The organism is Azonexus sp. MM2026_4 (genome assembly GCF_055901855.1).
Genome location: NZ_CM148380.1, coordinates 3,015,928 through 3,038,000 on the forward strand (window position 1 = coordinate 3,015,928; position 22,073 = coordinate 3,038,000).

Sequence of the window (22,073 nt, forward strand, 5' to 3'; positions counted from 1 at the left end):
CTACTGGCGGGGGCCGTCGGCGGCCAGGGTGCGAATGATCTGCACGCAGTCGATATCGGATTGCTGGTAAGCCGATTTGACGTATTCGCTGTAGGCCTGGTCTTCAGCGGCGAAGGCCGTGGCGTAGACGAAACGCAGGCACAACTGCTCCGGCGCCGGTTCCTCAATACGGATGGTCAGGCTGCCGCCGGGATGTTGTTCGCCGGGCTCGATCTCGAAATGCACCCATTCCTCGATGGCCATGGTGACGCGGTCGCGGATGCGGGCGGCGCCGAAATCGAGTTCACGGTGCAGGAAGGCTTCTTCGCGCTGGAGCAGGGTGCAGGATTCTAGGCCGGGCAGGAAGGGCAGCGGATGGTAGACCCGTTGCAACAGTCCTTCCCAGACCTGGCGGCGGTTCAGCGGAACGATCAGCGGATTGCCGGGATCGTTGATGACGATCAGGTGTTCGAAGTTCATCCCCAGATGGTAGCATCGTCACATGCAACTTGACCGTATCCTGCAAAAGCACGGCTTTGGTACGCGCAAGGCCTGCCGGGCAATGATCCGCGACGAGCGGGTAGCGATTGCCGGCAACTGCCTGGACGACCCCTTTGCCGACATCCCCACCGACGGACTGGTGTTCACGGTCGACGACGTCGACTGGCCGTTCTGCGAGTTCGCCAGCCTCCTGCTGCACAAGCCGGCCGGTTATGAATGTTCGCGCAAGCCGCTGCATCATCCTTCGGTTCTCGAACTGCTGCCTTTGCCGCTGCGCGAGCGCGGCGTGCAGCCGATCGGCCGTCTCGACGAGGACACCACCGGCCTGCTGCTGGTCACCGATGATGGCCAACTGAACCATCAGCTATCGTCGGGCAAGCGCAAGGTGCCCAAGGTCTACCTGGCGACCGTCAAGCATCCGCTCGACGCCGGACAGATCGGGCAACTGCTTGCCGGCGTGCTGCTGCACGACGAACCGGAGCCGGTGGCCGCTGCCGCCGCGGAAATCGTCGATGAGCATCATCTGCGTCTGACGGTGACCGAAGGCAAGTATCACCAGGTCAAGCGCATGGTCGCCGCAGTCGGCAACCGGGTCGAGGCGCTGCACCGCGAGGCGCTCGCCGAACTGGCCTTGCCGGAAGATCTGGCGCCCGGGCAGTGGCGCTGGCTGACGGCGGAGGACTACCGAAAACTGGGAGTTGCTCGATGACCTTGACCGAGATGCGCTACATCGTCGCCCTGGCCCGCGAACGCCATTTCGGGCGAGCCGCCGAGGCCTGCCATGTCAGCCAGCCGACGCTGTCGGTGGCGTTGAAGAAGGTCGAGGGGCAGATCGGTGCCGCGCTGTTCGAGCGCACCGCGACCGATGTCCGCATCACCACGCTGGGCGAGCGCATCGTCGAGCAGGCGACGCGCGTGCTCGCCGAGGCAGTCAAGCTGGAAGAGATCGCCGAGGCGACCGGTGATCCGATGAGCGGCCAGTTGCGCGTCGGCATCATCTACACCATTGCCCCCTATTTGCTGCCGCAACTGATCCCAGCGCTCAGCCGGCAGGCGCCGAACATGCCGTTGTTCCTCAAGGAGGACTTCACGGCCAACCTGATTCCGGCGTTGAAATCCGGCGAGCTCGATGTCATCGTTATCGCCCTGCCGTTCGCCGAGCCGGGCCTGGTGGCGCAGGCGGTCTACGAGGAACCTTTCCGCGTCGTCGTGCCGGCCAACCATCCGTGGGCCGGACGCGAGGCAATCGATGCCGAGGAGCTCGACGGCCAGAACCTGTTGCTGCTCGGCCAGGGCAACTGTTTCCGCGACCAGGTGCTGGAATCCTGCCCGCGTCTCAACGGCCAGGATGTACTGGCCCATTCGCTGGAAGGCAGTTCGCTGGAGACCATCCGCTACATGGTGGCGAGCGGCGCCGGCGTTGCCGTGATGCCCAGTTCGGCCGCCGACCCGCTGGTGGACAAGGAGCCGATGGTGCGTGTCCTGCCCTTCGTCGGTACGCCGCCGTCACGGACTGTCGGACTGGTCTGGCGGGTGACTTATCCGCGCTCGCAGGCGATCGACGCCGTGCGGGCGGCGGTTTTGTCCTGCCAGTTGCCGGGCGCCACCGCCAGACGCTGAGGTTTCACATGAAACTGCGCGGACTTCTCCTGGCAATGCTGATCGGGATTGCCGGCAGCGTGTCCGCGAGTGCCGCGCCCGAGCGGGTGCGGGTGGTCAGCGACGAGAATTTTCCGCCCTACATCTTCCTCGGCGCCGATGGCGCGCCGGAGGGCTATCTGGTCGATCTGTGGAAGCTCTGGGAAAAACAGACCGGCATCCGCGTCGAGTTGACGGCGACGGCCTGGGCCGAGGCGCAGGCGATGATCGGTCGCGGCGAGGCCGATGTCATTGAGGCGATCTACCGGACGCCGGCGCGCGAGGGCAGCTATGAATTTTCCCGGCCCTACTCGACCCAGCACATCTACATCTTTGCCGACCGCTCGATCAGCGGCATCAGCGGACCGAACACGCTGAAGGGGTTCCAGATTGGCGTCGAACAGGGCGACGCCTGCATCGAAATGCTGGAACGCCAGGGAATCACCAGCCTGCAGCGCTATCGCGACTATTCGCAGATGATCCAGGCGGCGATCGCCAATGAGGTCAAGTTGTTCTGCCTCGACGAGGTGCCGGCCAATTTCTATCTCTACCGGATGCACGCGCAGGCGCGTTTCCAGAAGACCTTCCAGCTCTACAGCGGGCAGATGCACCGGGCGGTGCGCAAGGGCGAGGGCGAATTGCTGGCGGTGGTCGAGGCCGGCATGGCGGCGCTCGACCCGGCCGATCTCGAAGCGCTGCGCAAGAAGTGGATGGGCCAGCCGCTGGCACTGGCGCCGTACGCGCGCTATTTCACCCTGGCGATCGTCGGTCTGCTGCTGCTCGGTGGCCTGCTGGTGCTTTGGGTTCGCAGCTTGCATCGGCAGGTGCGGCAACGTACCGCCGAACTGGACATGCGGCGCGCCCAACTGGCAACGCTGGTCGATACCATTCCCGATCTCGTCTGGTTGAAGGATGCCAAAGGCGTCTATCTGGCCTGCAACCGGCGTTTCGAAAAGCTGTATGGACATCCCGAATCGGCCATCGTCGACCATACCGATTACGACTTCGTCGATCGCGAAACTGCCGATTTCTTCCGGGCCAGGGATCAGAAGGCGATTGACGCCGGTGTGCCGGTGAGCAACGAGGAATGGCTGACTTTTGCCGATGGCGGCGAGCGCCTGTTGTTCGAAACCATCAAGACGCCGATGCTCGACAGCGAAGGCCAGCTTATCGGCGTGCTCGGCATTGCCCGCGAGATCACCAGTCGCCGGCAGGCGGAGGATGCGCTGCGGGCGAGCGAGGAAAAACTGCGCATCGCCCAGTCGAGCGCCGCGCTCGGCATCTGGGAGGTCGATCTGCTGGCAGGGGTGACCTACTGGTCGCCGGAAGTCGAGGCGATGTACGGCATCGCCATCGGCAGTTTCGATGGTCGTCAGGCAAGCTGGCTGGCGCGCGTGCATCCCGACGATCGTTCCGCGGTGTTGCGGGCGGTGGGTGAGTACATGCAGCGCGACGAAGCATTCGATTTCGCCTTCCGCATTGTCCGTCCCAACGGTGAGGTGCGCTGGATCGCCTCGCGCGGGCAGGTGCATCGTTCTCCGCTGGGGGTGGCGGAACGCATCGTCGGCGTCAATTTCGACATCACCGAGAAGAAGCGGACCGAAGAGGAACTGCAGCACTATCGGGATCAGCTCGAGGAACTGGTCGACGAGCGGACCCGCCAGCTGGCGCAGGCCCGCGACGCGGCCGAGGCGGCCAATCGGGCGAAGAGCGCTTTCCTGGCCAACATGAGCCACGAGATCCGGACGCCGATGAATGCCATCATCGGCATGTCGCACGTGCTGCGGCAGAAGCTCGATTCTCCGGAGCTGCTCGACAAGCTTTCCCGCATCACCGCCTCGGCCGATCATCTGCTCGGCATCATCAACGACCTGCTCGATTTCTCGAAGATCGAGGCTGGCCGCCTGCAGCTCGAGGCCAAGCCCCTGCATCCCCTGCAGGTGCTCGACAGCGTCGTGTCGATGATTACCGAGCAGGCGCAGGTCAAGGGTCTGGAAGTGAACTACCGTTGCGCGGATTTCCCGGAAACCCTGCGCGGCGATGCCGGGCGCTTGATCCAGGCCCTGCTGAACCTGGCCGGCAACGCGGTCAAATTCACGCGCGAGGGTGAGGTCGAGTTGCTGGTCGAGCGCCTGACGGAAGATGCCGATGGCGTGCTGGTGCGCTTTTCGGTGCGCGATACCGGGATCGGCATTCCGCCGGAAGTGATCGACAAGCTGTTTTCGCCTTTCCAGCAAGCCGATGATTCCACTGCCCGGCGTTACGGTGGCACCGGCCTCGGGCTGGCGATCACCCGGCGCCTGGCCCGGCTGATGGGCGGCGATGCCGGCGTCGACAGCGTGCCGGGGGAGGGCAGCCGCTTCTGGTTCACCGCCCGCTTGCAGCGGGAGGGGGGAAACGGCTTCCACTATCCGCCGGAAAGGGTGCGCGGCGAGCAGCCCGAGCGTCTGTTGCAGGAATCCTTTGCTGCCTCGCGTATCCTGTTGGTCGAGGATGATCCGATCAATCAGGAGGTGGCGGCAGAGCTACTCGACAACGTCGGGCTGATCGTCGAACTGGCGGCCGATGGCCAGGTGGCGGTGGACAAGGTCAGGCAGGCGGCGCAACCGTTCGCCCTGATCCTGATGGATCTGCAGATGCCAAAACTCGGCGGGCTGGAGGCGATGGCGCAGTTGCGCGAACTGCCGGGGTTTGCAACGCCGGTGATCGCCATGACGGCGAACGCCTTCGCCGAGGATCAGGCGCGTTGCCGTGCCGCGGGCATGGTCGATTTCATCGCCAAGCCCGTCGATCCCATCCTGCTCTACGAAACCCTTCTCGAGTGGCTGCGCCGCGGGCGCCAGGCCGCCTGATCAGCTGGCGGCCTTCTTCTTCGCGGCGGTCTTGGCTGACGGCGCCTTCTTCTCGAATTCGAAACCGACCTTGCCGTCATTGACGACCAGGTAGGCCGAGAATTTGCGCTTCGTCCGGTTGGAGACGAACTCCTTCAGCAGATCGGTCTTGCCGGCTTCCAGCATCTTTTTCATCTGCACCGGTTCGACCGGTTGCTGCAGGATGATCTTGCCGGAGCGGAAATCGCAGGTCTTGTCGGGACCGACCGACTTTTCGCAGACATAGCTGCTGCCGTGGTCGAAGACGCCGGCCGCGCATTTCGGGCATTTGCCCAGGCTTTCCTGGCCCGAGAAATCGACCGGCTCGCTGGCCGCTTCGTCGGCCTTGTCCTGGCCGAAGTCGAACTCCGGCTGGTTTTCCGCGTTGAGCTTGATGGCCGCCGCGAAGCTGCGACCCATCTTGTTGCGGAAGCCGGTCAGCGGGCCGACCTGGCCTTCGGTGAGCAGGGTTTCGACTTCGGCCAGCTCGTACTGGCGGCCGGCGACGATCTTCCACAGCGAATAGTCGCAGCCGCTGCACTGGAATTTCTTGTACGTTTCGCGGATGACGCCGCCGCATTTGGGGCAGGGCGCCTTGAGAACGCCGAAGTCGCCGGGGATGGTGTCGCTGTCGTAGGACTTGGCGCGCTCGACGATGTGGCGGGTCATTTCGGCGATCTCGCGCATGAACTCGTCGCGCGTGAATTCGCCCTTCTCGATGCGGCCGAGCTTCCATTCCCAGTCGCCGGTCAGTTCCGGCTGGGTCAGTTCCTCGACGCCGAGACCGTTCAACAGCGTCATCAGGTTGAAGGCCTTGGCGGTCGGGATCAGCTCGCGGCCTTCGCGCAACATGTACTGTTCGCCGATCAGGTTCTCGATGATCTGGGCGCGCGTCGCCGGTGTGCCGAGGCCGCGGCCGGCCATCGCCGCCTTCAGTTCCTCGTCGTCGACCATCTTGCCGGCGCCTTCCATCGCGGAGAGCAGGGTGGCTTCAGAATAGCGCGGCGGCGGCTTGGTGACGTTGGGCTTGACCGTGACTTCCTCGGTTTTTACCTTTTCATCCTTGTCGACCGCCACCAGATTGCCTTCGTCGCCGCTCTGGCCTTCCTTGCCATGTACCGCCAGCCAGCCCGGATTGACCAGGACCTTGCCTTCGGTCTTGAACGGATGATTTTCGACGCGGGTGATGCGGGTGGTCACCAGGTACTCGGCGGCCGGGAAGAACACCGACAGGAAGCGGCGGACGACGAAGTCATAGAGCTTCTGCTCGGCTTCGTTGAGGTTCTTCGGCGCCTGCGGCGTGGGGATGATAGCGAAGTGATCGCTCACCTTCGCGTTGTTGAAGATGCGCTTGTTCGGCATCACCCAGTTGCGCGCCAGGATCTGGTGCGCGAACGGCGAGTAACGGGCGAGCAGCACTTCGTCGTGCCCCTTGCCGGCACCTTCGCCGGTGAGCACGCGCATCGTCTCCTTGACCGTGGCGATGTAGTCTTCCGGCAGGCAGCGCGAATCGGTCCGCGGATAGGTCAGCACCTTGTGCTTTTCATAGAGCGCCTGCGCCAGGCCGAGCGTGGTCTTGGCCGAGAAGCCGAAACGGCCGTTGGCTTCGCGCTGCAGGCTGGTCAGGTCGAAAAGCAGGGGTGACAGGCGGGTTTCCGGCTTGGCTTCTTCGCTGACGATGCCGGGCTTGCCCGAGGTGGCGGCCTTGATCGCTTCGGCACGGGCAACTTCCCACAGCCGGTCGGCACGGGCGTGCTCGTCGTCCTGCTTGCCCTTGAAGCCTTCGTCGAACCACTTGCCGGTGTAGTTGCCGGCCTTGGCGGCGAATTCGGCCTCGACTTCCCAGTAATCGCGAGACTTGAAGTCGCGGATTCTGCGTTCGCGCTCGACGACGATCGCCAGCGTCGGTGTTTGCACGCGGCCGACCGTGGTCAGGTGGAAGCCGCCGGTCTTCGAATTGAAGGCGGTCATCGCCCGGGTGCCGTTGATGCCGACCAGCCAGTCGGATTCGGAACGGCAGACGGCGGCATCGGCCAGGCCCTGCATTTCGCTGCCCGGGCGCAGCCGTGCGAAGCCGTCGCGGATCGCCTGCGGCGTCATCGACTGCAGCCACAGGCGTTGTACCGGCTTGCCGGCCTTGGCGTGCTGGGCGATGTAATTGAAGATCAGCTCGCCCTCGCGCCCCGCGTCACAGGCGTTGATCAGGGCGCTGACGTCCTTGCGCTTGATCAGTTTGTTGAGCACCCTGAGGCGTGGCGCGCTTTTCTCGATCGGATTCAGCGCAAAGTGCGGCGGAATCACCGGCAGGTGGGCGAAGGACCACTTGCCGCGCTTGACCTCGAATTCTTCCGGACAGGCCAGTTCGAGCAAATGGCCGACGGCCGACGAGACGACGTATTCGTCGTTTTCGAAGTATTCGTCGTGCTTGGTGAAACCACCGAGCGCCTTGGCGATGTCGCTGGCGACGGAGGGTTTCTCGGCGATGATCAGTTTTTTGCTCATGGGGTCTGCCTGTCAGGTGCCGGGCATGATAAGTGGGCGCCGGACGGATTGGCAAGGGCGGTTACGATTCAACGCCGGATCAGTCAAGACGCTGGTAGCGATTGCCCGGCAGAACGCCGATGCGCCCCGCGAGTTCCAGCGCCAGCAGTTCGCCGTGCAATGCATCGGCCGTCAGGGCGCTGCGTTCGATCAATTGGTCGAAGCTGCAGGGGTCGTGGCCGATCATTGCCAGCAGCGCCGGCGCCGCCTCGTCGGCAAGCGGCGCTGCTGCTGCGCCGGGCGGGGCGCCCAGTTCCTCGAGGATGTCGCGGGCGGTTTCGACGAGTTTGGCGCCTTCGCGGATCAGGCGATGGCAACCGCGCGACTGCGGCGCGTGAATTGACCCCGGGATGGCGAAGACTTCGCGCCCCTGCTCGCCGGCCTGGCGGGCGGTGATCAATGAACCGCTCTCGACGGCGGCTTCGACGACCAGAACGCCGAGCGATAGGCCGGCGATGATGCGGTTGCGGCGCGGAAAATTGGCGGCGATCGGCGGTGTTCCGAGCGGGAATTCGGAAACGATGGCGCCGCGCTCGGCGATGCTCAGCGCCAGGTCGCGATTGCGCGCCGGGTAGACCCGGTCGGCACCGGTGCCGATGATGGCGACGGTGGCCCCGTCCGCCGCCAGCGCGCCGCGGTGGGCGGCGGTATCGATGCCCAGGGCCAGCCCGCTGACGATGCACAGGCCGTTTTCCGCCAGCGCAGCGGCAAACTGCGTCGCATTGCGCAGCCCCTGCGGGGTTGCGTTACGGCTGCCGACGATGCCCAAGGCGGGGCGTTGGAGCAGGGCCGGGTTGCCGCGCACGAAGAGCAGGGTCGGCGGGTCGGCAATGTTGAGCAGGTTTTTGGGGTAGCCAGGGTCGGCCAGGGTCAGGATGTGGTGATTCGGCAGTCCGGCCCAGTCGAGGTGGCGTTCGATGGCGTCGCCAAGCGGGAAATCCAGAAGCAGGTCGGCCTTGTTGCCGATGAGGCCGCGCAGGCTGTTCGGGCTGGCGGCGAAGATGGCTTCGGGTAAACCGAAAGCGGCGAGAAGCTTGCGTTGCGTCTCGCCGCCGATGCCTGGAATCAGGGTCAGCCGCAACCAGGCGGCCAATCCCTGAGGGTCAATCACGGATTGCGGGCGGCGTCGCCGACGATCACCGACTTCGACGATTCGATGACCAAAGCGTAGGCGACACGATCGAAAGTACGGAAGACAAAGGCGAGGCCATAACGTTCTTCCGGAATCGTCGTTTCCTGGCGTTTGATGTCTTCATCCAGGTGCATCGCGGTGCGCTTGCGATACAGGGCAACGACATGACCGTGTTCGATGCCGTCGGCTTCGCCACGGTTGAGCGTGATCACCGAGCCGGCGCCGCCCTCGTTGACGGCGCCGTAGATCGACATGATCTGGGCGCGCACTTCGACTTCCGGCGAGTGCGGTACGTAGGCGACGATGTTCTGCTCGGGTGCCGGCTTCAGCCAGTCGCCGCGCGTGACTTCTTCCTTGGCCATGGTGATGCGCAGCGTTGCCGGCTCTCCTGGGCGAACCAGGCGTGCGTTGCCGAGGAAGAAGGCTTCGTGGGCGACGACCTTGCCGGTTTCCGGATCGGTGAGCGGCTTGCCCGGACGGAAGACATGCCATTTCTCGATGCTGGCGTCGGGGATGCCGCTGACGTAGGCGGTATCGCCGTTGCCCAGCACGACGCGGTCCTCCTCGGTGGCGACGATGCGGGCAGCGGACTTTTCGTCCTCTTCCGAGATGATCAGCGGTTGCGAGATGAAGGGCTCGATGGCGTTTGCCGGAATGCTGGAGATGTTGCCGGTCGCCGCGCTTTCGTAAACCTTGGGCTGGAGACGGCCGGAATGCGGCTTGCCCAGGCGCAGTCGCGGATTGCCGTCGGACATGTCAAGCCAAACGATGTCGCCGGGATAAATCAGGTGCGGGTTCTTGATCTGGTCCTTGTTGAGGCGCCAGATTTCGGGCCAGCGCCAGGGTTTTTTCAGGAATTTTCCCGAAATGTGCCAGAGCGTGTCGCCCTTGACGACAACATGGCGGTCCGGCGGGTTGGCAACCAGTTCCAGCGGCTCGGCGGCCGTGGCACAGATAGCTGTTACAGCCAGGATCAGCGCGGATATAATGCGAAGCATGGGTAATCCCTCACGTACCGGTGGAACGTGCCGCAGAATCGTCGGTCCAACTGACGTCTGTAAGTCACGTTCATATCTCGAGAATTGCTTTAGATTCTGCATGTAATCCTCTAAGCAAGCAAGCATTTTCACCCTGTTTTCCATGGCACTCTTACCCATTTTGCGTTTTCCCGATTCCCGCTTGCGAAAAGTCGCGGCACCGGTCACGAAAATTGACGATCGCATCCGCCGACTTGCTGCCGACATGGCGGAGACCATGTATGAGGCACCGGGCATCGGTCTGGCCGCGACACAGGTCAACATCCATAAACGGCTGGTGGTGATCGATATTTCCGAAGACAAGAGCCAGTTGCAGGTTTTCGTCAATCCCGAGATCGAAAGTGTGGAAGGCTTCACGCTTGGCGAGGAGGGCTGTCTTTCGGTACCGGGGATCTACGACAAGGTCGAGCGTGCCGAGCGGGTGCGGGTCCGCTATCTGGACCTCGAGGGCAAGGTTCAGGTGTTGACCGCCGAAGGCCTGCTTGCGGTTTGCATTCAGCACGAAATCGATCATCTGGATGGCAAGGTTTTCGTCGATCATCTTTCCCAACTCAAGCAGGCCCGAATCAAGAGCAAGCTTGCCAAGCAGGCGCGCGTCACGGCATGAGGCTGATCTTCGCCGGGACGCCGGACTTCGCGGCACAGGCCTTGCAGGCAATCGTAGCCGCCGGGCATCAGGTGCTCCTGGTGCTTACCCAGCCCGATCGGCCCGCCGGTCGCGGCATGGCCTTGCAGCCGTCGGCGGTGAAACAGGTGGCGCTGGCGCATGGCATCGAGGTTTTCCAGCCGGCGACGCTGAAGGATGCTGACGCTCAGGCACGGCTGGCGGCGTGCGGAGCGGAGGCGATGGTCGTCGCGGCCTACGGGCTGATTCTGCCGCAGGCGGTGCTCGACCTGCCGCGCTACGGTTGCCTCAACATTCATGCCTCGTTGTTGCCGCGCTGGCGCGGCGCGGCGCCGATTCAGCGCGCCCTGCTGGCAGGCGATGTGCAGACCGGGGTCTGCATCATGCAGATGGAGGCCGGTCTGGACACCGGGCCGGTCCTGCTGCGCGAAGCTTTCCCGATTGCCGGCGACGACACCACGGCGACCCTGCACGACAAGCTGGCCGACTGTGGCGCCCGGCTGGTCGTCGAGGCGCTCGGCCGTCTGCCCTTGCCGGCAACGCCGCAGCCGGAAGACGGTGTCACCTATGCGCACAAGATCGAAAAGGCGGAAGCCGCGATCGACTGGACGAAGCCGGCCGCCGAACTGGATCGCCACATCCGTGCTTTCAACCCTTTTCCCGGCGCCCAGGCCCAACTGGCCGGACAGACCGTGAAGCTGTGGGCGGCCAGCCCGTTTGCTGCCAGCGGTCGCCCCGGCGAGATCCTGGCGATCGACCGCCAGACCCTGGTTGTTGCCTGCGGCGAAGGGGCACTGGCGATCCGGGAGCTGCAGAAGGCCGGCGGCAAGCGCCTGCCGGTACAGCAGTTCCTGGCTGGGAATCCGCTGCGCGTGGGCGACTTCTTCAGTCCTGCCGCCTGAATTCCATCGCCGTTCCATGTGAAACCCGTTGCCGGCGGATGGTGTCGAGCAGGCCGCCGAGTCGCCAGCCGGCATCGCCGATCCGTCGTTCGGCGATGTTTCTGGCTCGCTCCCGGTATTCGGCGTCGATCAGCAGCGTAACGCTGCCTGCGCGCTCCGGGGTGAGCGTGCTCAGCAGGCCTCGGCTCTCGCGCAGCCATAGCTGTTCATCGCCCTGGCGCGGTGGTGGCTGACTGGCGAGCAGGGCGCCGGCCTTTTGCCGCAGGCGCTTGCCGCGCAGTCCGGATTTGCCGGGCAGGTCGTCCCACCATGTGTGCAGGTTGACGAAGGGGCGGCGCGTGTCGTCGGGGTCTTCCACCAGCAGGCTGTTGCCGCCGCCGTCTTCCGGATAACCGGCATGGAAGGGCTGGTGCAGGTCGGCCACCAGATGCGCCAGCCAGGGCAGGGCCCAGGCGGCCCGCTCGACGTCGGTCGTCGTTTTCAGGGTTTCGCTCAAGGCGACGATCTGGCGGTCGAGTTGTCCGCGGCCGCGTTTTTCCCGGCGGTCGAAATCGACGTAATGCCAGTCGCCGTGTCTTTGCATGTCGGGAAAGCCCGGCAGCGGAGAGGCGGCGTTATCGGCAAAGCGCGGATCGCGGCGGATGCTGTCGGGCCAGGTGCTGGCCTCGGCGAAGATCAGCGCCGCATCGTCGGCGCCGGCTTTCTCAAGCCAGCGGCCATGGTCGGGGTGACGGCGCAGCGCCTCGGCGACGAAGCTGCGGGTCTCCGGCTCCATCCGTTGCCAGGCGACGATGGCGCTCAGGCGGTGGCCGGCGGCGTTCCAGGCGAGCGCATCGGCGCTGGCGAAAACGGCAAGCAGGAAGATAATCAAAGGACGCATGCCGGAATTATGCCCCGTGCGATAATCCCGGCCATGTCACGTTTGCCTTTCAATTCACTGGCCTACGCCCTGCGTCAGGCTGCCCGCATCGATGCTGCGGTTTTTGCCGGCCAGAGCCTCGCCGACAACCTGCTCGGGCGGGTCGAGGCGGTGGCGCGCCCGGCCGTCCAGGACCTGGTTTACGGCAGTCTGCGCGCCTACGGCCGGGGCGACTTCTTCCTTGCCCGCTTGCTCGAACGTCCGCTGGCGGTGGACGAGGTGCGGGCCTTGCTGCTGGTTGCCCTGTACCGGCTCGAGACGCGTCCGGAGGCTGCGCATACGGTCGTCGACCAGGCGGTTTCGGCTGCCGGTGAAATCGCCCACGGCAAGTTCCGCGCTCTGGTCAATGGTGTGCTGCGCAGTTTTCTGCGCCAGCGGCCGGCGCTGGAAGAGGCGCTGCAGGCCGATCCGGTGGCTCTGGCCCAGCATCCGGCGTGGTGGCTGGGCGAGTTGCAGGCGGCCTGGCCGGAACAATGGCCGGCGATTGTTGCCGCCGGCAACACGGCGCCGCCGATGGCGTTGCGGGTCAATCGCCGGCGTTGCAGCCGCGCCGACTACCAGGCGCAACTGGCGGCGGCGGGGATTGCCGCCGGTCCGCTCGGCGAGGATGGGCTGACGCTGGCGCAAGCGGTGCCGGTCGATCGCCTGCCCGGCTTCTTCGATGGCCTGGTATCGGTCCAGGACCCCGGCGCGCAGCGCGCTGCCGAACTGCTGGCACCGCAACCGGGTAGCCGGGTGCTTGATGCCTGCGCGGCGCCCGGTGGCAAGACGGCGCATCTGCTGGAGCGTGCCGATCTCGACCTGTTGGCGCTCGATCTCAAACCAGCGCGCTGCCGCCGCATCGAGGACGGTCTCGGCCGCCTGCACCTGTCGGCGAAGGTGCTCGCCGCCGACTGCACGCGGCTTGAGCAATGGTGGGACGGCCTTCCGTTCGATGCCGTGCTGGCCGACGTCCCCTGTACCGCCAGTGGTGTCGTCCGCCGCAATCCGGATGCCAAATGGTTGCGCCGTCCGGAGGACATCGCCAGCTTTGCTGCAACGCAGTCGCGGATTCTCGATGCTTTGTGGCAGGTACTCAGGCCGGGCGGTAAACTGCTTTATGCGACCTGCTCGGTATTCCCCCGGGAAAACCAGCAGCAGATCAGGGGGTTCCTCGCCCGCCAAGCGGCTGCGAGGGTCATTCAAGAAGAACAGCTAATTCCCGATGCGGAGCGCGATGGCTTTTTCTACTGCCTGCTCGAAAAGCGTCCTTGAGCGCTGCCGTGCCTGGCTGCTGCTGCTGCTTTTCCTGCCGTTGTTGGGCTGGGCGGCGGAGATCGAGGTGCGCGATCCGCGTCTGGCGGCGGGTGAGGACGCTTACGTGCTGTCCGCCGATTTTCGTTTCGAGCTGAATTCCCGGCTTGAGGAAGCGGTCAATCGCGGCGTCGTCCTCTATTTCCTCGCCGAGTTCGAGCTTGCTCGCGAGCGCTGGTACTGGTTCGATCAGAAGCTGGTGAGCAAGCAGCAGACCTACCGTCTCTCCTACCACGCGCTGACTCGCCAGTACCGCCTGAGCACCGGCGGCCTGCACCAGTCATTCGCGACGCTCGGCGAGGCCCTGGGCATGTTGCGCCGCTTGCGCAACTGGCAGGTGATCGAGCGCAACGATCCGGCGGTGCTCCCCGGCAGCAGCTATCAGGCGGCATTGCGCCTGCGGCTGGACATCGCCCAGCTGCCGCGTCCGTTCCAGATCAGCGCGCTCGGCAGCAAGGACTGGAATCTCGACTCGGACTGGAAAATCTGGTCGGCGACCTTGCCGACCCTGCCCGCGCCGGAGGACAAGTGAAGCGATTCCTCGCTGCCGCTGGCGCGCTGGCTGCTGCCGTTGGCGGCATTCTCTGGCTCTTGCTGCTGATGGCGACGGAAGCCGACACGGTCGTCTTTTCGCGCAACTATCCGCTGCTGGTCGGGCTCAACGTCGTGCTGGCGCTGGCCATGCTGGCCCTGGTCGGCTGGCAATTGAGCACCTTGTGGCGCGATTACCGGGCGCAGGTCTTCGGCGCCCGCCTCAAGCTGCGCCTGATGCTGATGTTCGGTGTCATCGCGGTGCTGCCGGGGGCGCTGGTGTATGGCGTGTCGGTGCAGTTCGTGACGCGTTCGATCGAAAGCTGGTTCGACGTGCGGGTCGAGAAAGCGCTTGAATCCGGGCTGCAGCTCGGGCGCTCCTCGCTTGAATCGTTGCTGGAAAACCTCTCCCAAGGTGCGCGGGATATGGCCGACGAATTATCGGTGGTGCCGGAAACCGCGCAGCGTTCAGCGTTGTTCCGCCTGCGCGAGGAACGGGGCGTCCATACGGCGGCCCTTTTCTCCCTCGGCGGACAATTGCTGTCCAGCGCCACCGGCGATCTCGGCAACCAGCTGCCGAATTCGCCGACTCAGACCCAACTGCGCCAGGCCCGCGCGGCGCAGGGCCTGAGCGGAGTCGAAGGGGAGAACGAGCGGATGTTCATGCGCGTGCTGGTGCCGGTGACTTCGCTTGAACTCTTTGCCGAGCCGCGCATCCTGCAGGTGACTCAACGGGTGCCGGCAACCCTGGCGCTCGATGCCGAAGCGGTCCAGGAGGTCTATCGCGACTACCAGGAATTGCAACTGGCGCGCCAGGGCCTGACCAGGATTTATGCGCTGACCCTGACCCTGACCGTGCTCGTCGCGCTGTTCAGCGCCTTTGCGCTGGCGTTCTGGATGGCCCGCCGCCTGGTGGCGCCGATGCACATCCTGGCCGAGGGCACGCAGGCCGTGGCGCAGGGCGATTTCTCGCAACGCCAGGCGATCTACAGCGGCGACGAACTCGGTGTGCTGACCCAGTCGTTCAACCGGATGACCCGCCAACTGGCCGACGTCCGCCGCGAAAACGACCGTCACCGTGCCTACCTGGAGTCGATCCTCGCCAATCTGTCGGCGGGGGTGCTGGTTTTCGATCGCGATTTCCTGCTGCGCACGGTCAATGGCGGCGCGGTCAGCATCCTGGCCGACGATTTCTCCGGCCTGATCGGCCTGGCCCCCGCCGACTGGCCGCGCCAGCAGGTTCTCGCTGCCTTCATCGAGCAGCATTTCGCCGCTACCGACGAACCGGAGTGGCGGGCGCAACTGGAAATCGAGCGCCTGAACAGCGCGCCGCAGGTGCTGTTGCTGCGCGCCTCGCGCCTGCCGGAGAGCAGCGGCGGTGGCGATGTCGTCGTCTTCGATGACGTCACCAACCTGATCGCCGCCCAGCGCACTGCCGCCTGGGGCGAAGTGGCGCGGCGTCTGGCGCACGAAATCAAGAATCCGCTGACGCCGATCCAGCTTTCCGCCGAGCGCCTGCAGTTCAAGCTGGCCGACCGCCTGAGCAACGGCGACGCCGAGATGCTCTCGCGCGGCACGCAGACGATCATCGCCCAGGTGCAGGCGATGAAACGCATGGTCGACGATTTCCGCGACTACGCGCGCAAGCCGGTGCTGGAAGTTGCGCCGCTCGACCTCAACGGTCTGCTGCGCGAAGTACTCGGGCTGTACGAAAGCTCGTCGGTGCGCTTCGACACTCGGCTGGGTGAGGATCTGCCGCCGGTATGCGGCGATGCGACGCAGTTGCGGCAGATCATCCACAACCTGCTGCGCAACGCCGAGGATGCGCTCGAAGCGCGCAGCGACGGTCGGGTCGAGATCGTCACCGAACAGGCCGGGCGCTGCGTCCGCCTGCGCATCACCGACAACGGTCCGGGGTTCCCGGTCGAGTTGCTGCCGCGCATCTTCGAACCCTATGTGACGACCAAGGCCCGGGGTACCGGGCTCGGCCTGCCCATCGTCAGGAAGATCGTCGATGAGCATCAGGGTAGTATAGAAATCAGCAATGCGCCGGCCGGCGGTGCGCGGATCGAAATCCGCCTGCCGCTGGTACGGGACAAGGAGGCCAAGCATGGCAATCATTCTGGTCGTTGATGACGAAGTCGGCATCCGCGAACTGCTTTCAGAAATCCTGATCGACGAGGGCTACGACGTGCGCCTTGCCGAGAACGCCACGGCGGCACGCCGCGTGCGTGGCGAGCTGCGCCCGGACCTGGTGCTGCTCGACATCTGGATGCCGGACACCGACGGCATTTCGCTGCTCAAGGAGTGGCATGCCGGCGGTCACCTCAACATGCCGGTGGTGATGATGTCCGGTCACGGGACGATCGATACCGCGGTCGAGGCGACGCGCTTCGGCGCTTTCGATTTCCTGGAGAAGCCGATTGCCCTGCAGAAACTGCTCGGCAGCGTGCAGAAGGCGCTCAAGCACGACGCCCCGCCGGCGCGCCCGCCGCTGACGCTGGAAGCTTTTTCGCGGCTGTCCTTCGTCAAGGAATTCCGCCGCCGGCTGGAGCAGGCGGCGGCCAAGGCCTCGGTCGTGCTGATCAAGGGCGCCACCGCCGGCATGGCGGAGATTGCCGCGCGCACGCTGCTGGCGCCGCGCGCGCCGTGGCTCGACCTGTCGATGACGAGCAGCGCGTTGACTCAGGAAGTGCTGGAAAAGACCAGTGGCGGCATCCTCTTCGTTCCCGATCTTGCCGCCTTGGGCAAGATGCAGCAGATGAACCTGGCCTTTGCCGTCGATCGCGCCGACAAACTCAACCTGCAGTTGATCGCCGCCAGCACCACGCCGCTTTCCGTGCTCGCCGAGCACGGCTGGGACAGCAAGCTGATCGCCCGGCTCGGCGAAATCTGGGTTGCCCTGCCGGCGCTGGCCGGTCACGTTGACGATCTGCCGGAAATCGCCAGCCTGCTGCTCGGCAATTTTGTCGAGCGCGGCGAAGTGCCGCACCGGCGGTTCTCGACCGCGGCGCTCAACGCGCTGCGCACGCTGCCCTGGAAGCGCCACGCCGACGCCAGTTGGAACGTCCTCTACGGGTTGGTGCGCAATCTGGCGCTGACCGCGCTCGACGAGGAGATCGACGCCGACGACGTGGCTCGGGTGATGCCCGAGCAGGACGAGGACACGGGCACCGCGCCTTCCTTCCTGCCCTTGTTCGAGCAGCCGCTGCGCGAAGCGCGCGACGCCTTCGAGAAGCTCTATTTCGAGCACCACCTGCGCCAGGAGGGCGGCAACATGACCCGGCTGGCGGAACGTTCCGGGCTCGAACGCACGCACCTGTACCGCAAGCTGAAGCAGCTCGACATCCGGCTCGGCAAACGCAACGACGAATGAGGATGGGGGCGGCGCCATGAAGATCGTCATTCTCGGCGCCGGCCAGGTCGGCGCCAGCGTTGCCGAGGGCCTGGTCTCGGAAGAGAACGACATCACCATCGTCAACCAGGACCCGCAACGTCTCGCCCAGTTGCAGGACCGCCTCGACCTGCGCACCGTCGTTGGCGACGCGGCGACGCCGTCGGTGCTGCGCAGTGCCGGCGCCGAGGATGCCGACATGGTGATCGCCGTCACCCAGAGCGACCAGTCCAACCTGGTCGCCTGCAAGCTGGCGCAATCCGTCTTCAACATCCCGACGCGTGTTGCCCGCCTGCGTTCGCGCGATTTTCTCCAGGATGAGGTGCTGCTCTCCGACGAGAACTTCGCGGTCGATTTCGCACTTTGCCCGGAACAGGTGATCACCGACTACATCCGGCGCCTGATCGAGTTCCCGCGCGCCCTGCAGGTGCTCAACTTCGCCCGCGCCCGGGTCTGCCTGGTGGCGGTTCGCGCCTACGACGGCGGCCTGCTCGTCGGCAAGCCGATCAAGGCGATGCGCGACCTCCTGCCGCCGGAGATCGACGCCCGCATCGCCGCCATCTTCCGCGACAACCAGCCGGTCTTCCCGGAGGGCGACACCGTCGTCAAGAGCGGCGACGAGGTCTTCCTGCTCGCCGCCACCGAGAACATCCACCCGGTGCTCAACCAGTTGCGGCGCGAAGTCAGCCGGGTCGAACGGATCATGATCGCCGGCGGCGGCAACATCGGCCTGCGTCTGGCCAAGTCGCTGGAAGGGCATTACGAGGTCAAGCTGATCGAAGGCCGCCGGCCGCGCGCCGAACTGCTCGCCAACGAACTCAACGACACGCTGGTGCTGTGCGGCGACGCCACCGACGAGGAATTGCTGGAACAGGAAAACATCGGCGAGATGGACCTCTTCCTCGCCATGACCAACGACGACGAAGACAACATCATGGCCGGCAGCCTGGCCAAGCGGCTCGGCTGCAAGCGCGTCGTCGCCCTGATCAACCGCCGCGCCTACGCCGAGATGATCGAGGGCGGACCGATCGACATCGGCATCTCGCCGGCCCAGGTCTCGATCGGCACGCTGCTCGCCTACGTCCGCCAGGGCGACGTTGCCGAAGTCCATTCGCTGCGCCGCGGTGCCGCCGAGGCGCTGGAAATCGTCGCCCACGGCGACCGCAACACGTCCAAGGTGGTCGGCCGCCGCATCGACGAGATCGAATGGCCGCGCGGCGTCACCGTCGCTGCCTTGGTGCGCAATTTCGAAGAGCCGATCGTCGTCGGTCAGACCGACGACTGGACGGCGATCACCCGCTACGGCGAGGTAGTGATCGCCCACCACGACACGGTGATCGAGCCGGACGACCACGTGATCATCTTCTGTACGCGCAAGAAACTGGTGAAGAAGGTCGAAAAGCTGTTCCAGGTCGGCTTCCACTTCCTGTGAACCCGCTGGTCATGAGCCGTTTTGCCTGCGTTTATCGCGCCCTGGGCATGATCCTGATGCTGTTCGGCATCGCGCTGCTGGCGCCGCTGGGGCTTTCCCTCGCCGCGGACGACGGTGCCCAGCTGGCCTACCAGCAAGTCTTCCTGCTCACCGAACTGTGCGGCACCTTCCTCTGGTACCGCTACCGCCGCAGCACGCGCGATCTCAGCGTGCGCGACGGTTTCCTGCTGGTCGTCCTGGTGTGGACGGTGCTGCCGGCGTTTTCCGCGCTGCCGTTCATGATCCAGCTCGGCATGAGCCATACCGACGCCTATTTCGAAGCAGTTTCCGCCTTGACCGCGAGCGGCGGCACGGTGATGTCGGGGCTCGATTCCCTGCCACATTCGATCAACCTCTGGCGCCACCTGATGCAGTGGCTGGGCGGCATGGGACTGATTGTCCTGGTCGTCGCCATCCTGCCGATGCTCGGTATCGGCGGCCGGCAGATGCTCGCCGCCGAAGTCCCCGGGCCGATGAAGGACAACCGTCTGACGCCGCGCGTCACCCAGACGGCGAAGGGCCTGTGGCTGATCTACGTGGCGATGACGATGGCCTGCATCTTCGCCTACGCCTGGGCCGGCATGAGCTGGTTCGACGCTTTCTGCCATGCCTTCTCGACGATCTCGCTCGGCGGTTTCTCGACCCACGATGCCAGCCTGGGCTATTTCGCGTCGCCGACCATCGAGTGGATCTGCCTCGTCTTCATGCTCTTCTCGGGGATCAACTATGCCACCCATTTCCTGGCTCTGAGCGGTCGTTCGCTGTTCGCCTACGGCCGCGATCCGGAAGCCGGCTGGTTCGTCGGCATCCTGCTCGCCAGTGGCTTCGTCCTCGCCAACTACCTGTGGAAGGAGGGCAGCATCGCCGACATGGACGAAGCCTTCCGCCTCGCCCTGTTCAATGTCGTCTCGGTGGCGACCACCACCGGTTACTCAACGGTCGATTACGGCCAGTGGCCGATGTTCGTCGGGCTCTGGATGCTGTTCTTGTGCAGCTTCTCGACCAGCGCCGGATCGACCGGCGGCGGCATCAAGATGATGCGCGCGCTGCTGCTCTACAAGCAGGTCTATCGTGAACTGGTGCGCGCCATGCACCCGGCGGCGGTGTACAACGTCCGCCTCGGCGGCTCCATCGCGCCGCAATCGGTGTTGTTCGCGGTGCTGGCGTTCGCTTTCGTCTACATGGTCAGCATCGTCACGATGACGCTGCTCCTGGCCTTCACGGGGCTCGACATCGTCACCGCGTTCAGCGCCGTCGTCGCCAGCATCAACAACACCGGGCCCGGCCTGGGGCTGGTCGGGCCGGCGTCGAATTTTTCCGTCCTTGGCGATTTCCAGACCTGGATCTGCATTTTTGCGATGCTGCTGGGGCGGCTGGAGATCTTCACCTTGCTGGTGGTCTTGACGCCGGCGTTCTGGAGGAAGTAAGGGGGCAATCCCTTTGCTTGTTCGCGCGTTATGTTTCGCGCCTGACGGGCGGGTGTGGTTGTTTGCTGAACCGCTGTGTTCCGCCGTTGCCCGGCGGGCGTACTTTCTTCTTGTTTCGCCAAGAAGAAAGTAGCCAAAGAAGAAGGCGACCCTAGGTCGGCGCCCCGCTGCGCGGGGTACCCTGCGCTACTCGGCCCTGGCGGGGGCTGCGCAACTCGCCGCTACGCGGCTCAGACAGTGCTCGCCCTTTATCCGCCAGGCCCTGCGTTGCTCGGCGCCTCCCAAGGGGCCCGGCAAACCGATCGCTGCTGAAATAGCTGTGTTTTAAACCTTGGCCGTACAGCAGAGACGTTTTTGGGGTCCCCATGTGGAGCGCCGAGCAACGGAGAAGGGCCGGGGGAAGTCGGCGAGCACTGTCTGAGCCGCGTAGCGGCGAGTTGCGCAGCCGCCCGGCCCTTCGAGTAGCGCAGGGGAGTCGGCGTAGCCGACCGCGTAACCTGGGGTCGCCTTTTCTTTGGCTAGGCGGTTTCAAATCCCAAGTGCAACACTTCATAACCGGAGGAGTTGCATGACGAGAACGTATCAACAATTGAGTGCGGAAGAACGCGGCGTGGTAATGGCGATGAAGGAGCAGGCCAGTAGTGCGCGGGCGATAGCCAAGGTGCTTGGCAGATCGCCCAGCACCATCACGAGAGAACTTCGCCGCAACGGCTACCAGAGCGAAGAGGAGCAATGCGTCATGGGACGCCCCCGAGTGGCTGGCGGCTACGATGCAAACCGCGCCGGCAAGCGAGCCCGGCGGGTGCGACGTGCGGCCTGGCCGGTGCGCAAGCTCCACCGCCAAGGCGCCTTGTGGGCCGAGGTCAGGGCGTTGCTGGAACGCAAGCTCTCGCCCGAGCAGATTGCTGCCAAACTCAAGCAACGCCACCCTGAGCAGCCCCAATTGCAAGCCTCCCACGAAACCATCTACACCGCGATCTATGCCATGCCCAAGGGCGATCTTCGCCGCGAACTGGTCGTCCTGCTGCGCCAGGGGCGAGGCGCACGCAAGCCTCGCACGCGAGGCAAAGATCGGCGGGGATCGCTGCAGGACATGCTGAGCATCCACGTACGCCCGCCCGAGGCCAGCGACCGCTTGCTGCCTGGCCACTGGGAGGGCGACCTGATCAAGGGCAAGGCCAACGCTTCGGCTGTCGGCACCCTGGTGTGCCGCAAGTCGCTGTTTGCCATGCTGGTCAAGCTCGACGGCAGTACGGCGATCGATGCGCTCAACGGATTCACGCAGGCCTTCAGCGGGCTGCCGCCTGAGATCCGACAGACCCTCACCTATGACCAAGGCAAGGAGATGGCGCTGCACAAGAAGCTGGCCGAGAACACCGGCCTGAAAATTTACTTTTGTGATCCTCACAGCCCGTGGCAACGTGGCATCAATGAGCACACCAATGGTTTGCTGCGCCAATATTTGCCGAAGGGCACTGACCTGAGTGTCCACTCCCAGCGCGAACTCGATCACATGGCCTGGGAACTCAATATGCGGCCGAGAAAAACCCTGGGGTGGCGCTCTCCCGCCGAGGTGTTCTTCGATAACATCTTCATGGACAAAGCAGGGCTGATTCCAAATGTTGCACTCGGTCTTTGAAACCGCCCTACTTTCTTTTGGCGAAGCAAAAGAAAGTACGCCCGCCGGTCAACGGCGGAACCCAGCGGGTAACAATACCCAACCACGCCTGCCAGTCAGTCGCGGCACCCCGCACAGCCGGAATCAAAACCACCAAATCCCTCCCGTGCCGTGACCTTCCCCCCGGAAAGCGGG

17 protein-coding genes are annotated in these 22,073 nt (G+C 64.8%); 12 read left to right on the plus strand and 5 right to left on the minus strand.

What is annotated here, in order from left to right; translation table 11 throughout:
- Positions 1–459 carry an SRPBCC family protein gene (locus AC0KWY_RS14165; RefSeq protein WP_474026138.1) on the minus strand — a complete coding sequence of 153 codons (459 nt, stop codon included), beginning with the start codon at positions 457–459 and terminating at the stop codon, positions 1–3.
- A gap of 22 nt (positions 460–481) precedes the next feature.
- Between AC0KWY_RS14165 and AC0KWY_RS14170 the strand changes: the two genes are divergently transcribed.
- From AC0KWY_RS14170 to AC0KWY_RS14180, 3 genes are read left to right on the plus strand one after another with little or no spacing between them, the layout of a single operon-like run.
- A complete protein-coding gene (locus AC0KWY_RS14170) occupies positions 482–1,189 on the plus strand; it encodes a 16S rRNA pseudouridine(516) synthase (protein ID WP_474026139.1) in 708 nt (235 codons plus the stop codon).
- A complete protein-coding gene (locus AC0KWY_RS14175) occupies positions 1,186–2,100 on the plus strand; it encodes a LysR substrate-binding domain-containing protein (protein WP_474026140.1) in 915 nt (304 codons plus the stop codon). Before AC0KWY_RS14170 ends, AC0KWY_RS14175 begins: the two co-directional genes overlap by 4 nt.
- 8 nt (positions 2,101–2,108) lie before the next feature.
- Entirely contained in the window at positions 2,109–4,970 is a 2,862-nt protein-coding gene (locus tag AC0KWY_RS14180) for a PAS domain S-box protein (protein ID WP_474026141.1), read from the plus strand.
- On the opposite strand, the gene AC0KWY_RS14185 is transcribed toward AC0KWY_RS14180, so the two are convergent.
- The 3 genes from AC0KWY_RS14185 to AC0KWY_RS14195 all read right to left on the minus strand — a co-directional run bounded on the left by AC0KWY_RS14185 (position 4,971) and on the right by AC0KWY_RS14195 (position 9,659).
- Positions 4,971–7,490 carry a DNA topoisomerase III gene (locus AC0KWY_RS14185; RefSeq protein WP_474026142.1) on the minus strand — a complete coding sequence of 840 codons (2,520 nt, stop codon included), beginning with the start codon at positions 7,488–7,490 and terminating at the stop codon, positions 4,971–4,973.
- Positions 7,491–7,569: 79 nt separating this feature from the next.
- Complete coding sequence (gene dprA / locus AC0KWY_RS14190) at positions 7,570–8,640, minus strand: DNA-processing protein DprA (RefSeq protein WP_474026143.1); 1,071 nt, start codon at positions 8,638–8,640, stop codon at positions 7,570–7,572.
- The gene (locus AC0KWY_RS14195) at positions 8,637–9,659 is read right to left on the minus strand and encodes a LysM peptidoglycan-binding domain-containing protein (RefSeq protein ID WP_474026144.1); all 1,023 of its coding nucleotides are present in this window, start codon (positions 9,657–9,659) and stop codon (positions 8,637–8,639) included. Before AC0KWY_RS14195 ends, dprA begins: the two co-directional genes overlap by 4 nt.
- A 142-nt stretch (positions 9,660–9,801) precedes the next feature.
- Between AC0KWY_RS14195 and def the strand changes: the two genes are divergently transcribed.
- Both def and fmt read left to right on the plus strand, forming a co-directional pair.
- Positions 9,802–10,305, plus strand: a complete 504-nt coding sequence (gene def, locus AC0KWY_RS14200) for a peptide deformylase (protein ID WP_474026145.1) — start codon at positions 9,802–9,804, stop codon at positions 10,303–10,305.
- On the plus strand, positions 10,302–11,225 hold the full coding sequence (gene fmt / locus AC0KWY_RS14205) for a methionyl-tRNA formyltransferase (RefSeq protein WP_474026146.1): 924 nt from the start codon (positions 10,302–10,304) through the stop codon (positions 11,223–11,225). Before def ends, fmt begins: the two co-directional genes overlap by 4 nt.
- Here fmt and AC0KWY_RS14210 read toward each other — a convergent pair.
- A complete protein-coding gene (locus AC0KWY_RS14210; protein ID WP_474026147.1) occupies positions 11,209–12,105 on the minus strand; it encodes a S1/P1 nuclease in 897 nt (298 codons plus the stop codon). The genes fmt and AC0KWY_RS14210 overlap by 17 nt on opposite strands.
- 33 nt (positions 12,106–12,138) lie before the next feature.
- Between AC0KWY_RS14210 and rsmB the strand changes: the two genes are divergently transcribed.
- From rsmB to AC0KWY_RS14245, 7 genes are all read left to right on the plus strand, one after another.
- Entirely contained in the window at positions 12,139–13,398 is a 1,260-nt protein-coding gene (rsmB, locus tag AC0KWY_RS14215; protein WP_474026148.1) for a 16S rRNA (cytosine(967)-C(5))-methyltransferase RsmB, read from the plus strand.
- Positions 13,361–13,969, plus strand: coding sequence for a DUF4390 domain-containing protein (locus tag AC0KWY_RS14220; protein ID WP_474026149.1), 609 nt, complete (start codon positions 13,361–13,363; stop codon positions 13,967–13,969). Before rsmB ends, AC0KWY_RS14220 begins: the two co-directional genes overlap by 38 nt.
- Positions 13,966–16,101 carry a sensor histidine kinase gene (locus tag AC0KWY_RS14225; RefSeq protein WP_474026150.1) on the plus strand — a complete coding sequence of 712 codons (2,136 nt, stop codon included), beginning with the start codon at positions 13,966–13,968 and terminating at the stop codon, positions 16,099–16,101. Before AC0KWY_RS14220 ends, AC0KWY_RS14225 begins: the two co-directional genes overlap by 4 nt.
- On the plus strand, positions 16,079–17,344 hold the full coding sequence (locus tag AC0KWY_RS14230) for a sigma-54-dependent transcriptional regulator (protein WP_474026151.1): 1,266 nt from the start codon (positions 16,079–16,081) through the stop codon (positions 17,342–17,344). The genes AC0KWY_RS14225 and AC0KWY_RS14230 overlap by 23 nt, the downstream gene beginning before the upstream one ends.
- A gap of 16 nt (positions 17,345–17,360) precedes the next feature.
- On the plus strand, positions 17,361–18,794 hold the full coding sequence (gene trkA, locus AC0KWY_RS14235) for a Trk system potassium transporter TrkA (RefSeq protein WP_474026152.1): 1,434 nt from the start codon (positions 17,361–17,363) through the stop codon (positions 18,792–18,794).
- Between the two features lie 11 nt (positions 18,795–18,805).
- Complete coding sequence (locus tag AC0KWY_RS14240) at positions 18,806–20,260, plus strand: TrkH family potassium uptake protein (RefSeq protein ID WP_474026153.1); 1,455 nt, start codon at positions 18,806–18,808, stop codon at positions 20,258–20,260.
- A gap of 568 nt (positions 20,261–20,828) precedes the next feature.
- Positions 20,829–21,899: an IS30 family transposase gene (locus AC0KWY_RS14245; protein WP_474025629.1), complete on the plus strand. Its 1,071-nt coding sequence runs from the start codon at positions 20,829–20,831 to the stop codon at positions 21,897–21,899.
- Positions 21,900–22,073: the final 174 nt, after the last annotated feature.